Annotated in this window: 8 protein-coding genes; all 8 read right to left on the bottom strand. The window is 46.1% G+C overall.

The features are described from left to right. Window positions 1-60: 60 nt before the first annotated feature. Window positions 61-5,331, bottom strand: coding sequence for a glycosyltransferase (locus VLX91_11645; GenBank protein HUI30864.1), 5,271 nt, complete (start codon window positions 5,329-5,331; stop codon window positions 61-63). After that, complete coding sequence (gene glf, locus VLX91_11640; protein HUI30863.1) at window positions 5,324-6,484, bottom strand: UDP-galactopyranose mutase; 1,161 nt, start codon at window positions 6,482-6,484, stop codon at window positions 5,324-5,326. The genes VLX91_11645 and glf overlap by 8 nt, the downstream gene beginning before the upstream one ends. A 36-nt stretch (window positions 6,485-6,520) precedes the next feature. After that, window positions 6,521-10,924 carry a glycoside hydrolase family 99-like domain-containing protein gene (locus VLX91_11635; protein HUI30862.1) on the bottom strand — a complete coding sequence of 1,468 codons (4,404 nt, stop codon included), beginning with the start codon at window positions 10,922-10,924 and terminating at the stop codon, window positions 6,521-6,523. A 54-nt stretch (window positions 10,925-10,978) separates the two neighbouring features. Beyond that, entirely contained in the window at window positions 10,979-13,159 is a 2,181-nt protein-coding gene (locus VLX91_11630; protein ID HUI30861.1) for an FkbM family methyltransferase, read from the bottom strand. Window positions 13,160-13,617: 458 nt separating this feature from the next. Then, on the bottom strand, window positions 13,618-14,421 hold the full coding sequence (locus tag VLX91_11625) for an RNA methyltransferase (protein ID HUI30860.1): 804 nt from the start codon (window positions 14,419-14,421) through the stop codon (window positions 13,618-13,620). A 36-nt stretch (window positions 14,422-14,457) separates the two neighbouring features. After that, a complete protein-coding gene (locus VLX91_11620) occupies window positions 14,458-15,579 on the bottom strand; it encodes a glycosyltransferase family 9 protein (GenBank protein HUI30859.1) in 1,122 nt (373 codons plus the stop codon). A gap of 78 nt (window positions 15,580-15,657) precedes the next feature. Then, on the bottom strand, window positions 15,658-15,855 hold the full coding sequence (locus VLX91_11615) for a hypothetical protein (GenBank protein ID HUI30858.1): 198 nt from the start codon (window positions 15,853-15,855) through the stop codon (window positions 15,658-15,660). Beyond that, entirely contained in the window at window positions 15,852-16,508 is a 657-nt protein-coding gene (locus VLX91_11610) for a deoxynucleoside kinase (GenBank protein HUI30857.1), read from the bottom strand. Before VLX91_11610 ends, VLX91_11615 begins: the two co-directional genes overlap by 4 nt. Window position 16,509: the final 1 nt, after the last annotated feature.

Here is a 16,509-nt window from a genome sequence, read left to right as displayed (position 1 = left end):
CTTTTTAAACACAATTTAAAGAATGACTCGCAGATAGACAATGAGCGATTTGAGTATCGATCAAACCAAAGTCGTTTCCTTCATCCTCAAAGGTACATATACACTTGAGCGTTTTTGGATTTCTTTTTTTTCCATCCAACGCTCAGATGGTGTAATTCCCCACTTATCCTGGAAGACGGCCTTCTTTTCTTCAAGAACCTCTTGAAACTTTTCAAATCCGTCATTCATAAAACTCTTGCTGCCGAAGTGATGGACGAAAACATCTCCCGCAATGAAATTCCTAAACCCTGCCAAGTTTGAACGGACGCAAAAATCGTCGTCCTCGCAGTTACCCATACCATAGGCAGTATCGAGTCCGCCGATTTTGTCGATCACGTCCTTTTTGATAAGCATACAAAACCCGGCGATCCTTGGAACCTCGATCCATCGCTTTCGATTTCGCCGTCGGTAATCGGCAGCGAATTCATCCAGCTGGCTGACCCTCTTGTAAGTGAAGTTTTTCTCAAGCTGATAACCGCTGATCCAATTGCTCATCGGACCGACGACGCCGGTCTTCGGGTCGCTCTCCGCGCACTCGACAAGACCCTCCAGCCAATTATTCGGCACGACTACATCATTGTTCAAGAGGACAATGTAATCGCCGTTTGCTCTCTCGATTCCCTGATTGCAGCCAGCAGGAAAACCAAGATTTTCTTCATTAAGAATAATTTGTAAATCTCTTTGAGTTTTCAAGTACTCGACCGTCCCATCTGATGACGCGTTATCGACGACGATTATTTCATAAGGGACCTTCGTGTGCTTTCTTATGCTATCCAAAGTGATCTTTGTGTACTTCAGCTGATTGTAGGTGAGAATTATTATCGACGTCGATTTGTCCGTCTGGCTCTTTTCATGTTTTGGAGGAGGCGATAATATTTCTCTCAGCCTCCTTTCTCCTGCCGTGAAGGACCATCTTTCTTGCATTCTCTTCAATCCATTTTTCGACAGCATTTCCCAGAATTCTCCATCCGAAAGCACCCTCACTATTTTCCCGGCCATTTCGGTTGGATCGTCGGCAATGATGATTTCCCGGCCACCCTGCAGTTCTGTACCCTCTGCACCGATCGAAGTGGTGACCACGGGAACTCCGTATGAAAGCGACTCTATGATTTTGCCTTTAAGGCCAGCTCCATATCTCAATGGTGCGATCGATATTCTGCATTTTTCATAATATTCCGAAAGATCTTCCACATAGTCCACAATCGTAACGTTGTTTGAGTTCAATGAACGAAATATTTTGCGGGAATTATTCCCAACGACGTACAATTGGACATCCGGGAGGGAATTCAGCACTAGCGGGAAGATTTCCTTCAAGAAAAATTCAACGGCGTCAGCATTAGGGGTATGGTTGAAGTTGCCGACAAAAAGAATTCCGCTTCTATTCTCGAAACCCTTCTGCACCTCCCGCATTTCATGTATCACGGGACGGATTTCGATCGGCTTGTTGCTCAATTCCTGCGCGAGAGCTCGTTTGTCTTCTTCCGTCACCACCCACAGCTTATCAGTTTTGCTGTAAACCGCCAACTCACGCTTTTTATTTTCAACGGCGGTTTTCTTAAGCTCAATGTCGTTCTTTAACTCAGCCTCCCGCATCTCGCGAACAAAATGTACATCTTCGGTGTCGATTATCACGGTCGTGAGCGGCGAGAACTTTTTTATCATAGGGAGGTAATACTCGGCGAGGTACCAGAAGTCGATCAATGCGAAATCGAATTGTCTTTCTTGAAAAAGTTTCTGGTAGTCTATTTTTCTATCGCGGGTGTTCCCCGTCAGGTCGGGATCGCCGGCAAAGGTTTCAATTCCCATTTCCTCAAGAATTGGCAGATAACGAGCCTTCAAATCGCCATTTGCGGAAATGAAGGTGATATGATAGTTCATCTTCCTGAGAATTTTCAGAATATTGAACAGATGCAGCGACCCTGCGGCTCTATCGAACAGCGGTAGATACGGATCGATAACGAGAATTCTTTTTTCGATTCCTCTCGAAGAAGCATTTTCCACGTTCCGTATCTCATACGGAAATTGTTCTCTTAGTTCGCTCTTCCACTTCTCGATAAACTTTGGCTTGTTGATAAGTTGAAATTGTTTCACGCCTGCATTGAGATCGGTTCCGGCCGTGGTGCCCTCATAATGAATAGCCACGCTATGAGGTTCATAATATACTTTGTAGCCTCGCTTTCGAATTTCAAAACATAAATCTGAATCTTCGAAGTATGCAGGATAAAATAATTTGTCCAGGCCGCCTATCTTATTCCATAAGTCTCTTCTCACCATAAGGGAAGCGCCGGAGACGTAGTCCACTTCCCTGACGAAGTTGAACTTCGGATGAGTCGGGTCCATTCCTTTTCCATAGTTCCAGCCGTTGCCGTCGGAAAAAATTATTCCGCCTGCCTCCTGTAATCTTCCGTCCGGGTAGATGAGTTTCGAACCAACGGCTCCACAATCCGGTGTCTTTATGGCAAATTCGATGAGAGACTCCAGCCAACCTTCGGTAACGACTGTGTCGTTGTTGAGGAGGAGGACGTACTCTCCTGAAGCGTGTTCAACACCGACATTGCATCCGCCGACAAAGCCGACATTGGTTTCGTTCCGCACATACTTGAGGTTCCCGACTTTTCGTGAGAGATTAAGCATGAACTCTCGCGTACCATCGGTCGATGCGTTGTCCACGACGATTATCTCATAGTTTCCATAATGTACCCGGGACAAAATGGATTGTATGCATCTTCCCGTGAATTCCAATTTGTTGTACGCCAGGACAATGACAGAGACCGATGCTGCCGGAGTTTCAGCGTTTGGTCGATGTTTCATCTCCCCAGCTTTCGACCGATCCGCATTAGCATCGAGCGCACCCAAGATTTGCAGTATTTCCTTCTTGATCTCAGGCTTCGACGACATACCAAGGACTTTATTATAGAAAAAAACGGCTTCTTCCTTTTTGCCAATTCTCAAACAGATGTTTGCGATAGAAATGAGTGGTTCGGTATCCTGAGAGTTTTCCGAAAAGATCTTCTGAAGGAGTGCCAAGGCTGTTTGGAAATTTCCTTCCGCTGCGTATACTTCTGCCAGATTCTTCTGTGCGATTATGTAATTCGGCGCCACTGAGATGGAACGTTGGAGATGTCTTTTTGCAGGTTGTATTTCACCTCTTTGAAAATACAAAACGCCGATGTCGTTATGCCCTGCAGCATGCTCCGGTGAAGTCTGCAATAATTTTCTTAAAATCTCAAAGGCTTTCGGCGCATTTCCACTTTCGATCATTGTCCTGGCCGCATTGTATAGTTCCCTGTGCTCTTCGGAATCGATCACTCGCGGAGCCTTGCCTTTCAACAGCTCGAGGTATTTCTCGTGAAGGTCGTAGACATGTTGCTCCATTGGCAACGGTGCATGAATTCCATTTCGGAATTTGGCGAGCACTGCTGGATCGCCAAGTATCTTCTTTATTGCGGCGGCCAGATCGAGTGGGTCGCCTCCGCGAAAGAGCAAACCATTTTCTCCATCGGTAACAAAATCTGGAATGCCCCCCATTCTGGCTCCAATTATTGGAATCCCGGCTCCTAGAGTCTCCATCACCGTTTGAGGCCCGTTGTCTTCCCACAACGGCGGGATTATCACTGCATCGATATCGCACATCAACGCAGGCAAGTTCTGCTGGGTATAACCACCTTTGAAAATAATTACCCTATTCAGGAACGGCTCTGATCTTAAGATGTTTTCAAGTCTTGCCCTGTAACTTTCATTTATGCCTCCTCCATATATCTCTATTATGAACTGCCCTTCGTATTCCTTCAGATGCTTTGCCGCTTCGAGGATCAGGTGTACCCCTTTCCTCAATGAAAGTGTACCGAAGTATGCAAGCCTCACAGGAGTATTCGGTTTTGACCTATGCTTATTATTTTTACCTAGATTGTTCCAATTCACTTCTGCGGCAATCGAACCAATATGCTGGGTCACAATTTTGTTTGCAGGCATGCCGAATTCAATAAACAACTCGCGAACGCGCTCGGAAACTGCGAGAACCAGATCCACATGGTTATTCAGAATTTCTTTCGACTTTGATGTTCTATACATCAAGTCATCAACGGCATCAGGGTTCCCGATGCAACTTGCGCATGGCGACCCATCTCCGGGGCCTTGGCATGAAGACTCATTGGTGGCAAACAAATCGTCTCTTGAGCACATCATCCAATAATTGTGTGCAGAGAGAACAGTTGCCGCGTCGAACTTCTTTGCAATTATGGGAAGAGACATGGACAGTCCGACGAGATTGTGAAAGTGAACAATGTCTGGCTGCCATTTTTGAAGGACATTTTGAAATAAGTTTTCGATTTCTTTGTTTTCAGTCTCCCGCCTCGGATTTGACCAGTCGAAATAGTGAGCCGGTCTGTTTTCCACTTTGAAGTACTTAAGGCCATCTATGATATCATCGTCGATGTAAGGTGGTTGACCGGATTTCTGCGGTGCCTGACCCGCAACGAAGCACGCTACGTCCAGTCCGTTCGCTTTCTGTCTGAGACTGAGATGGTGCAGATAGTATATTGGACCCGCCGCCATGTTCGGAGGATGTCCCCACGCAACATGCAGGACGCGAATTTTCCGAGTCACGGGTGCGGCATCGTTTTTTCGAATCAGCATAACGCTTAATCCGTACGGCTCACGAGAGAGATCGCTTTCGAGTTCGATCGTCTTTTGGACGCGCTCGTCAGTTATTTTTTGAAAACCTTTGTTGTAGAATGCATCAAACTCTTCCTTTGCTCGCGAATTGAAATCAAATTCAACAACGTCGAATAGACCCGAGGTCAGTCCCTTTATATCGTCGAGTTCATATCCGTCCCGAACGTGCCCGATGCTCCTGATCCACGCTTTATTGAATAGCGTAGAGTAATTCGGCCGGGGAGCATTGATTATCAGCTTGCCTCCCGGCTTCATGACTCTGAAACATTCCTTTATGATTCCGAGATCGTCAATTACGTGCTCAAGAACATCCGCTAGAAGAATCCTGTCGAACGTCGCGTTGGCAAAAGGCAATTCAGTTGCGCTGGCAGGCATAAATTCGCAATTGGACAGTCCAAAAGACGCCGCCCTCTGTTGTGCCTTTGCGATGACTTTCGGGTCTACATCTATTCCCACGACTTTCCCCGAGCAGCGTTTAGCCATCTCGATCGACATTGTGCCGACGTTGCATCCAACGTCCAGCGTCAAAATTGAGTCGTCGATGTATTTAGAAATCGAATTCCATCGTATGTAGCTGTGAAGATCGGGGATGTCTCGGCTTAGAATACTGTTATCCATCGAACTTTACCAATTTGTTGGTTGATACGTGCAACTTTTCTTTTTTTGCTATCTGCGTCGAGAATAAGTGAAGAGCTTGACCTATACATTGATCCATGTTGTAATAATTATATGTGCCGAGTCTTCCGCAAAAGAAAATGGCGCTGAGTTTGTCAGCAGCTTCTCCGTACTTGGAAAACAGCGATCGGCTGTCACTTGATGGAACAGGGTAGTATGGCTCCGCGTCGTTCCAGCACGGGTATTCATAACTGATTGTGGTCTTTGGAGCACTCTGCTCATTCAAGAATTTATATTCGACTATTCTTGTGTAGTCGAAATTATTTGGATAATTGACGACCCCGATGTGCTGAAAGTGCTCACGATCGTGAGTCTCAAATTCGAATCTGAGACTGCGGTAGGGGAGCTTTCCCAGCCCGTAGTTAAAGAACTCGTCGATGCTTCCCGTAAAAATCATTCTTTTGAATTTGACAAGCTCGGAGATCTGGCGATAATCCACATCAAGTATTACGTCTATATTCTCATGGCGGAGCATTGCCTCGACCATCTTCGTGTATCCGCCGACTGGGATTCCCTGCCATGGGTCGGAGAAATACCGTTTGTCTCGATTCATTCTGACGGGGAGTCTTAGCGTAACTCCAGGATCTAAGTCGGTTGGATTGAGGCCCCATTGCTTTATTGTGTAGTTCTTGTAAAAAGCTTCGTATAGTTCCCACCCAATCTTATTTATCACGGCCTCCTCAGCATTTTTCGGATGGTCAATCGGTACTCGTTTCTGTGCGATGAATGCCGGGAGTTGTTCCTCCGAAAGGTCGATTTCATAAAAAGAGTTGATGGTGTCGAGATTGACGGGAATCGAATAGTATTTGCCATCCACTAAGGCATCGACAAAATGTACATAGTTATTGAACCTGGCAAAGCGATTCACATAATTCCAGACTTGCCTCGACTGAGTATGAAATATGTGAGCGCCATATTTGCTTGCAAGTATTCCCGAGTCATCGTAAAAATCGTAAGCGTTTCCTGCAATGTGATTTCGTCTATCTATGATTAATACACGCTCGTTCAATTGAGAGGCAATCCTCTCAGCTAGCGTGGCGCCGGTGAGTCCGCAGCCGACGATCATCCAGCCATATGTAGAGCTATTTGAAATCATTCGTCATGGTAGATTCGTTTCTGATGAGAGCGTTTATCATTTGTGGTCCACGGGTTGACTCTTTTGTTCAGCCATCGAGTAAAAAAATGCAGCCTCTTCGTTTTTTCCGAGCAGAGAGCAGACATACGCAATTCGTCGTATTACTTCAAAATCATTTGGTGTAATCGCCAAAATGTCTTTATAGGTTTTTGTCGCCTCCGCGACACGTCCGACATCTAAGTAAAGATCGGCAAGGTTCTTCAGTGCGCTGATGTTCTGAGGATCCGACTTAACTGCTCTTTCAAATGATTGAACTGCCTTTTCCTTGTCACCTTTCTGAAAGTAAAGTGCGCCAAGGTCGTTTAGCACTCCGGCATGTTCAGGATTCACGCTTAACAGTTCCTCAAATATTTCCATCGATTCTGAAATCTTTCCGTTGATCGCAAGGTTTCGCGCATGCTCGTAACTCTCCTTGAAACTGCTCGTTGATGTAGCCGGCTTCAATCGAACAACGGGTTTTGAAATCAATTTCATAATTCTGCCGGCTGCCACCGCAGCTGCCTTCTCCCAAGACCAGTTTGTCCTGATAGTTTTGCTTGCGGTTTCTCCCAGCTTCTTCAGCTCTTCCCTGTGTTCGAAAGCCCACTGCATTTTGGAAGACAGTTCACGCGTCTCGATCTCATAGATCCAAGGGTAGTCGACAGTGGTTCTACCGCCGATTTCCTTTCCGGGAAGCCGCTTGATGGAAGCATCCACGAGTATACTGTTTGTATTGTCGCAAAAATCCAGCGCGGCTCCTCCGTTGGTAACCATCGGAGGTGTGCCGCAGGCCATGGATTCGAGTATTGGCAATCCGAACCCTTCTCCGCGATACGGGTGAACTAATACATCGCACGAGACATAAAGTCCTGCGATCTCTTCTTCTGTCAAGTTTCTGTCCAGGTATTCGATTTCAGGAGAATCGGGTTTTCGTTTCAGTTCGTTCACATTATCTCTGAAAGTCATTCCCTCGTAAAACGAGTCTACACAAAAATCTTTGATTACAAGGCAGACATCGTCTGAGGAATTGAAAGTTGAGGTGTATGAATCAAGCAAAATGTCGATCCCTTTTCTAAGAATCGTGCCTCCGACAAACAGGAATTTGAACTGCTTCTTCGATTGTAAACGGAACGGTCTCGCGTCAGGCCGGAAAATATTCGGATCAATCCCATTCGGAACTACTATGACCTTTTCGCTCGGGACTCCGCTGTCGACATAGACTTTGCGAACGTAATTGCTTGGGACCCAAATTTCATCAACCTCATTGGAGAAAACGCTCACCCAGTCTTTTGGCAGACTGCCAAACTCCCACGGTTGAATTATCACCCAGTGACCGTCATCCGGGGGATCTAGATTTGGCGGCCAACTATTGCGAATATGAACGTCTGCCTTTTCGCCTCTCGGATTGGTACTTTTGACTAAGTGCCGGTAACGATTTAGCCCGTTTGCTTTGATGGCAATGTCCACTGGCTCCAGTGGTTTCAGCTTAACCTTTATGTTCTGTTTCATCAGTAAGTCAGCCAGCTGCCGATTTATTAGAGACGCGGAATCATGGGTAAAGAACGTACCCTCCAACTCAGTACTTGGCATCGAAGGAAGTCGGTCTGCAAGGTGACCTTCTTTGAATGGTTGATTCGGAAGCTCACTCTTTTTTGAGATAGATGGTGGTACGCTAGATTTTGGAAGTTCGGCAGTCACATCATCAAAAGTTTTATGTTTGATTGTTTTCAACCGAACCAATGCCTGCTTGGCCTGTGCGTTATCTCTTTGCAACAGCAGCACCGTTTCGTATGCCTCTATCGCCTTGTCAGCCTTTCCGATCTTCGACAGAATAAAGCCCAAGGCAAGAAGGACTTTCACGTCGCGTGGGGCTTTGTCGTGCAGGTTAAGGAAAAGATGCAGGCTGCTTAAGAAATAACCTCTCCTGACCATTTCTTCGGCAGTCTCGAAAGATGCGATCACTGCCGTCGGTTCAAGGTCGATCCCTTCGAGGAAAACCGCGTTGGCTTTTTCAAATCTGCCCTTCATGGAATAAATTTCCGCAAGCTCTCCATTGAGCTGGGCAGATACGGCCTTCATGTTTTGCAGGCGAGTCTTGAACATTTTGCTCTCTTTCTGCGAAGCGGACAGGTGTATGAGCTGCCCGATCGCAATCGAAGCCTGTACGAGGGCCATGATATATTCTTTTTCAGCATTCGAAAATTCCTTGTTTGTTTTGCTCGCCCTTGCTTTCTTGATGTGCACCTCGATGGAATTTTTCTTGTCGTCGGCTCCAACGTCGCCGAATATTTCCTGATCTTTCGATTTTCGATTTCCTTCATGGAGTTGTCCGGTCAATGCTCCCTTTGTTGATTCAAGGAATTCCCTTCCGAATCTCAAGTCGGGTTCGAGGTACATACCTTCTGCCCATTCGTTCCATGCATTGATGAAGAGTAGTCGATGCTCGTGGTCCCTGCTTGAAAGTCTTTCAGCCTCTAACGATAACCATTTTCCATACGCTTCCGGAGAAGGCGATGTAAGTACGACGGCCCTTTTCCCGACTCTGGGACTATGATCCCACGAGCACATCACGGTGGGATAGACATGGTCGTTTTTGAGGTGACGATCGTTGTGTAATTTCAACAATGGCGCCGCGTTTTCGTAATCGAACTTAAGCGGGTATGATTCCTTTTCTCTCGGCAAACCTGGCGGTATGTATTTCCGTTCCATTAAGAATGCACGCTGGTAGTTCATTATTTCGAACAGAGGGTCAAAATTAGGATGATGGATCACCTCTCCGTCGAATCCGAAATCAGTCCAGTCGGTTTCCAGTTTACTGAACTTCGTCTTCAGGGCCAGGATGTACAGGCCTTTGAATCCGTTCTCTTGTGCCAGCTTTCTCCAGAGCGAGAGCGTCCGTTTAGGATCGGGCAGTTCTGCTGGCCTGTAAATCAGAAAGAGCGGTTTTCCTTCGACGGTCATGTATCGTTTATCTTGAAATGCATGTCGTAGATAGTTGAAATGATTCGTGTCGTCGGGTTCACCGCCGTAGACTTGCTCCTGCAACACTTCTTTGCTCTCGCCGTCCCATCGGCGGCTCCAGCTTTCATTTGCCCATGCGAGACAGAATTTGAAATCTGGTTCGCCGGTTGAAATGATTTCATCCACAGGTCTCTGCAATAATTGTTTCCCGCCGAACCAATAGTGCCAGTAGCAAAACCCTTCTATCCCGTGTTCTTTCGCCAGTTCGGCCTGCGAATTTCTTGCCTCCTTCAGACGCAAGTCGTAGAAACCCAACTCGGAGGGAATATGTGGCTGGTAATGTCCTGGATAAAGCGGCTTCACTTTTGAAGCATTTGTCCAGTCGGTGAACCCCTTTCCCCACCAGCGGTCATTTTCCGGAATCGGATGAAACTGAGGCAGGTGAAATGCAATTGCCCTTATCTGTCTTCCCACTCCTGCTTCCTTCGCTGCCATATCCTTCCGAATCTCGGAACTGTAGTTTCTTATTATTCCTTTGAACCGTTTTCCTCTCAGCACGTGCGTCAAGCATTGCCCGAAGACTTTAAATACTTCCAATGTTTTTATTTCTGAGACGCCGTCTTTCGAAAAGACCAGGTGAGAGTTAATGCCGCTTCCGTAGTCCCCGCTGAACGGATTATAAGTCTCGTAGACTTTGTATTTGCCCAATAATATTATTCCAAAGGTTCCGACGGCATTTGCGAGATGCGCGGGACCGCTGTCGACTCCTATAAAAATTGTGCTCCTGCGAATTACTTCCGCCGTTTCAAGGATGGAAAGTTTACCGCACAGATTGATGTAGCTTTTGAGTCCGCCATTTGCTAAGGTAGGTTTGATGCCCACTTCCACAACGGCCAAGCCGAAGCTATGAGTTATCTCGGAAGCGAGCTGAATCCATTTTGCTTCCTGCCAGTCTTTGACGCTTTCGTTTGTAAGAGTATGTACCACGACACAGTCGGCGGGAAGATTGAGCTGATCGACTCGCGACACGACAGCGTCAGGAATGTAAACCTTCGGGGGATCATCGAGCGCGGGCAATCCTGCCCCGATTGAAAATGCCTGAAGAAGACTCCCATAGTTAAAATAAGTCAGTTCCGCGACGTCTAACTCTCCTCTCGTTTTTTCCAGTGGAACCATGCAAGTCGGGCAAACTCTCTTGTTAATATGAAGATCAAAGATTTCATCAAACACTCCGGTCTTGGAAAGAAGTATCCATTCGGTCAGGCAACCTACGACGAGGGTCTCGTCGATATTTGGGTTTGTATCTATCAACTCCCTGTACTCCTTTCGCACCACCCATACTATATGCGCCTCAGGAAATTCTCCGCGGAGGTAACGCGAAACAGGCTCGCACGCGACGATATCACCCATGTGTTCTACCAGACCGATTCCGATTGTTTTCTTGCTGGAATCCTTTTCCATTTGCTAGTTCCTTTTATTCTTTGAGAAGTATGAAAAAGAGAAAGGAATTATCTGTCATAGCGAGAAGAAAGTGTTCCCACAGATCTCGGCGTGAAACTTATAACCCCATTTTTCTAAGTGTGTCTTGAACGTGCCGCTCCGTACTTCTTTATCGCTTTCTATGCAGATTAGTTTCGGCCTAAATATCGAAAGATCTAGTCCTTTCAAAACGTTTAGGTCTTCGGCTTCGCAGTCGATGCTGATGAATCCGAAATCATGCGGGCAGCCATTGGCAGTGAGAATCTCCGTGAGAGTTCTGACGTTGACTCTGTATGGCTTGTATCGGAAGTCATGCTCTTTGATGTAAGTGTCGGCGAAATTTCTGTTAAGCGTACTTACCTGAGCATATTCCCACTGTTTGCCTTCGGGTGTTCCCTCCGGACCCATCGCAATAAACATTTCGACGTTGTCCGCGGAATAATTTGACAGGGCATTCTGGAGGCAAACACAGCTCGAGAATTTCTCGTAATCTCTTTTCAATCCTCCGAAAACAAGAGGATTTGGTTCAATCAATATTCCACCCCAGCCGGATTCAGCTAAAGCCCTCGTGTTGCTTCCCATGATTCCGTTGAATGCGCCTGCGTCGACGAAAAACTTCAAATAGGTTTCGGAATATCCTTCGAAGAACTCTCTTATGATCGACTCCTCACCCCACTGGGAATATCCCTTCCTGCGGTTGGCAGAAAATCGCTGTAGCCGCTGTAATTCAACTAGGACCGAGTATGTCTCTTTTTTATGTTCGGGTATGGTGATGTCTTTTAGTAATCTTATTGCATGTCGGACGCCGTGGTCGCTGGAAAATATTTTCCAGAGTATCATGTGCGCTTCATTTTCCTTGCCGCTTGAAATAAGTCTCCGAACAAAATCGAATATCTCATAGAAGGAAGACTCTCCCATTTTGTTAATCAATCTATCTGCGTACTCGTCGCTTCGGTCCCAGATGCAGGAGCTGTTGGGTTCCGTCTCGATCATTATTTGGATTGTCTCTTTAGCGCCGGCAAAGTCAGAATTTCTGATCCGAAGCTTTGCATACGCATTCAGAGCTTCAATGTTTTTGGAATTCACGGCCAGGATATTGCTCAACTGGATGTCTGCCTCATTGAAACGTGACTCTTCGATCATCTTTTCTGCTTCGAGAACCTTTTTCTTTGTTTCGAATTGCTGCTTGATATATGCTAAATTGGAATTTGCCGCCTGGTTATTCGAATCGACGAGCAAGACTTTTTCTATTAGACTTATTGCACCTTCCCAATTATTCTCAAGAATTTTAATAACGGAAAAATCGTTCAGTGCGTTTAAGTCCTCCGGAGAATCTGAAAGAATGCATTGAAGGATTACTTCGGCAATTTCAAACTTGTTCGCCTGGATATATATCTCCGCCTGTCGGTCGAGCAGTTCAAGTAAATGCCTCTCTTTGCTTCCCTTCTTGTTCTCTCGTCTCGCTTTATCCAACCGTTGCTGTCTTTGACGAGGATTGGAAGGAGTAAACTTCGCTATGCAATAACCGAATTTTTCCCTTGATGTTTCGATGATTTCAAACCGCGGGTCGGACTTAATTTGAAGGTAGCTCTTATGATGTTTTATATGGAAGACGTCATCCAAACAAATGCAGCATTCTCCCTGAAGGCGATCGACCAGATACGTAAACTCCACAAATCCCATGTGGCCCGCGCTGTCGAGAAGTACGAAGTCGGGCTTGAAATCAAACTCCTCCAGTATTTTTTCAAGGAGGTTATCCGGCTCCTCCGGGAAATCTGTCTCTTTGAGATAAGACTCTACCCTGGTTTCAGGCTGGTAGTCGATGAATATTTCGTCGTTGCCGATGATCTCTTCCGACAGGATGGTAATTTCTTCCGGAGTCGGAAGCATTGAACGCGGGACGGAAATTCCCAGGAGAACTCTGGCATATTTGAGAAGGCGATTCCGATGGAGGTTATGAACAGCCTGATCGAAGTTGCCGGGATTGCATTCGACCGAATAAAAAATGGATCTGTCCAGACCCGATCGTTTTAGTGCTCCTGCGATGACGGCGGTAGAACCTTTTCCGAGATATGTCCCTGTCTCAAGCAATCGTTCGGGCCGCTGTTCTTCTATTATTCTCCTGATGCTCTGGGAAAAGTGCGAAGCATCGCTTACTTCCGACAAATCTTTCTGCATTGTTTCTGAGTCGACTTCACTCTGAAATACTTCTGCCATTCATGTTCTCCTATTTGTGCAAATCCTTTCGCGAACCAAACTCATGCCGATCCGATCATCACATTATCGAGATGAGACGGGCCACGATAGGACAACGTATACCATCGCAAAGGGCTGTCTTTGGGACAAAATGTTCTTGAACTTATTAGAACCGCTCATCAGCAATTATCCTTACGGCTAAAAAACCTTTGGCACTCAACCGGTACTCTTCTCGAATTCTGTACGCGTTAACGCTCGTGACACCTTCAGCAAGACATGTGCCGATGGTTTTCCCTCAAAATTGTCTTCTTTTCCTCGATTTTCATTCCAGGGAGCACATTATTGTTCATCTGGCTAACTTTGTACATAGGAAAGGGGTTTACCATACCGACTCTTTTCACTGAATAGACTCCACCTTCTCCGTTGAAGGGGTGTAGAAACAAATGAGTTGATGGATTAGACTGCTTGGCGAGAAATAACTACTTTTTCAAAACGGATTTCTGTCGGACCATTTCTGACATGATAATCGCAGATGCAACGCCAACATTTAATGATTCCATTTTGCCAACCCGCGGAATCATTACGGATTCGTCACATAAATCGAGTGTCTTCCTCTCGATGCCAGCTGCCTCCGAACCGAAAATCAAGCACGACTTTTGAGGAAAGGTGTAGTCGGCATAGTTCGTTTTACCATTCTGGCTTGATGCAATAATCTTGAATCCTATAGATTTGAATTTGGAAATCTCATCCGATGGTTTTATCTCCTGGACAACCTTGAGGCATGAGATGGCTGCCAGCGCCGACCTGACAACTTTGGGATTATAGACGTCGACGCTTCCCTCCCCGGTCAGGATTGCATCGACACCGAACCAAGACGCCGATCGAAGGATCGTTCCGAAATTCCCAGGATCAGAAATCCTTTCAAGAATTATGACAAGAGCATTCCTTTTGGATCGGACTTCATTAAGAATATCATCTAACGAAATCGACGGAATATTTGCAATTGCAATAATTCCTTGACTCGTTCCGGTCGAGGACAGCCTGGAGAATTTTCCGGCGGGTACTTCATCGAGTGCGATTCCGATCTCCTCTGCGACAGAGAAAATTTCAGCAAACTTAGACGGGTCAACGGCAATGTTTACAATTATTCGCTCGATGCTTGTATTATTTGTTAGTGCCTCCGTAACGGCACGTTTTCCCTCTATCAGGAATTTCGCCTGCTCTTCTCTTCCGCTTCTCTCTTTCAGTTCGCTAATACGTTTTATGTCGGCGTTCGTCAGCATCGTGTAAATATACTATCAACTCTTTTTCATCTGCACTTAATTCTTGAGTGCCATCTTTTTGGCGAGGTCAAAGACTTTGTTCACTTCTATGGAGTTAATGTCACTGTTTCGTCCGAGGATGAATCGATGATTGCTTCCCGCCGGCGCCCACTGGAGAGGATCGGTCGGACCGAATAGTGAAAGTGTCGATGTACCGACCGCGGCCGACAGGTGCATGATACCTGTATCGTTTGTGATCGTGAGGTCCATCTGTGTGAGGAGAGCCGCTATGGATTGAATCGTTCTGTTTCTTACCCGGACAAATGGAATCTTTATCAGATTTGTAAGGTGTTCTACTATCTCGTGATCGAACGAGCCTTCTGTGAAGTACAAATCCGCCCCGAGTTCGTCATGAAGCAACTCGGAAAGCTTGGCGAAATTCCATACGTTCCACCGGTTCGCCGCCTTGCCTGCCCCAGCATGAATCGCGACTTTTAATGAAGTACCGTTCTTGACGGATTTCATGAGTTCGCTGACTTCACCTGACAATCTTTCATCGACATCGTATTCCAATCCTTTGTCTTGCTTGACCGGATCGATGCCCAGTGGAATCGCGACTTGCATATTGCGGCAGGACTGGTGAGTGATTCCATTGTCCCATTGCAAATCTACGGCGATGTCATAAACCCCGTGCGTTTTGTTCGGCTTGTCTTCGAGAGATTTCGGACCGATCTTCACTTTCGCTTTTATGAAGAAGGACATGATGTCGTTCGTGAGAGACATGGAAACGTTCGATGGAACGAGTAAGACATCGTAACCGTTGCGAAGCTCTTTGAAAAATTTGAAGAAGAGAGACGGTTTCCTGTAAAAGGCTAACTTATCGTAGTTGATGATTTTGTCGACGTACCGGCAGCCGCGAACGGCGTCTATGTTCTGTGGAGAGACGACAACCGCCAATTCATCGAGACAAAATTTCGTTTTCAGTGCGCGAAGCAGCGGGACGGTGCAAAGCACGTCCCCGAATTGGTTATGCTGCCTGATCACAATTATTCTTTTGATGTCTTCCGCTTTTCCGAATCCGTGCCATCTCTGATGATGCCATGAAGCGAGAGAAGCGAGGAGCCGGCGTGCGCCTCCCTTTGCGGTTCTTTCGAGACTTTTGCTTAAGCCGTTCGGCATGACGTCAAAGGTGTGCGGGAAAACATGAAGTCAGTAAGATGCAAAGTGGGAACTCCGTAGTTGCTTGTGCTGGGCCCCTTAGAGGTCCTTGAAATCCGCATCTTGAATTTTTTTCTGATCGACCGTGATTTCTTTTTCCTTTCTCCGCCGCGCTTCCTTTTGTGCTTCGTAATCTCTGATTCCTCTGTTGACGGCGTTCTGAATCGTGTTTTTGATGATTCGATAGACCACGATGAAAAAAATTATCCAGAGAAAAAATTCTATCGTCACTTTCACTTCAATATCGGGTTATAGTATTCCGCGATCTTCCGCGGCTTTAAAATCTCGAAAGCGAGCTTATCAAAGTCTCTTTCATTATTGACAAAATCGATTTCGTCCGCATTCACGATCAGAAGGGGCGACGACCTATATCTGAAGAAGAAATAATTGTATGCTTCGTTCAGGCTTTGAAGGTATTCTTTCGAAATGTTTCGTTCGATCTTTCTTCCCCGCTTTTTGATATTTGCCATCAAATGGTCGACATTGCACTGCAGATAGACGACCAGGTCGGGTTTCGGGATGCTTTTCTCAAGCAAACTGACCACCGTCTCGTATAATTTCAGCTCATTATCCTGCAAATTCAAATAGGCGAATATTTTGTCCTTCTCAAACATATAATCGGTGACCAATGTCTGGTTGAAAATGTCGGTCTGCGCAAGCTCCTGCTGCTGCCTGTACCTGCTCATCAGGAAAAACATCTGAGTTTGAAACGCGTAGTGGCTTATGTCCTCGTAGAATTTTTCGAGGAACGGGTTTTCTTCAAACTTCTCCAGCACGGCTTTTGCGTTGAGAAACTTTGCCAGCTTAATTGCGAGACTCGTTTTCCCCGCGCCGATGACTCCTTCTATGGCAATCTGTCTTAAATCGGTGATATGATTTGTCGATTCCATA

It is taken from the genome of Candidatus Acidiferrales bacterium (genome assembly GCA_035515795.1).
In the GTDB taxonomy this organism is placed as follows: Bacteria; Bacteroidota; Ignavibacteria; order Kryptoniales; family JAKASW01; genus JAKASW01.
This window is presented reverse-complemented; position numbering and strand designations above follow the sequence as displayed.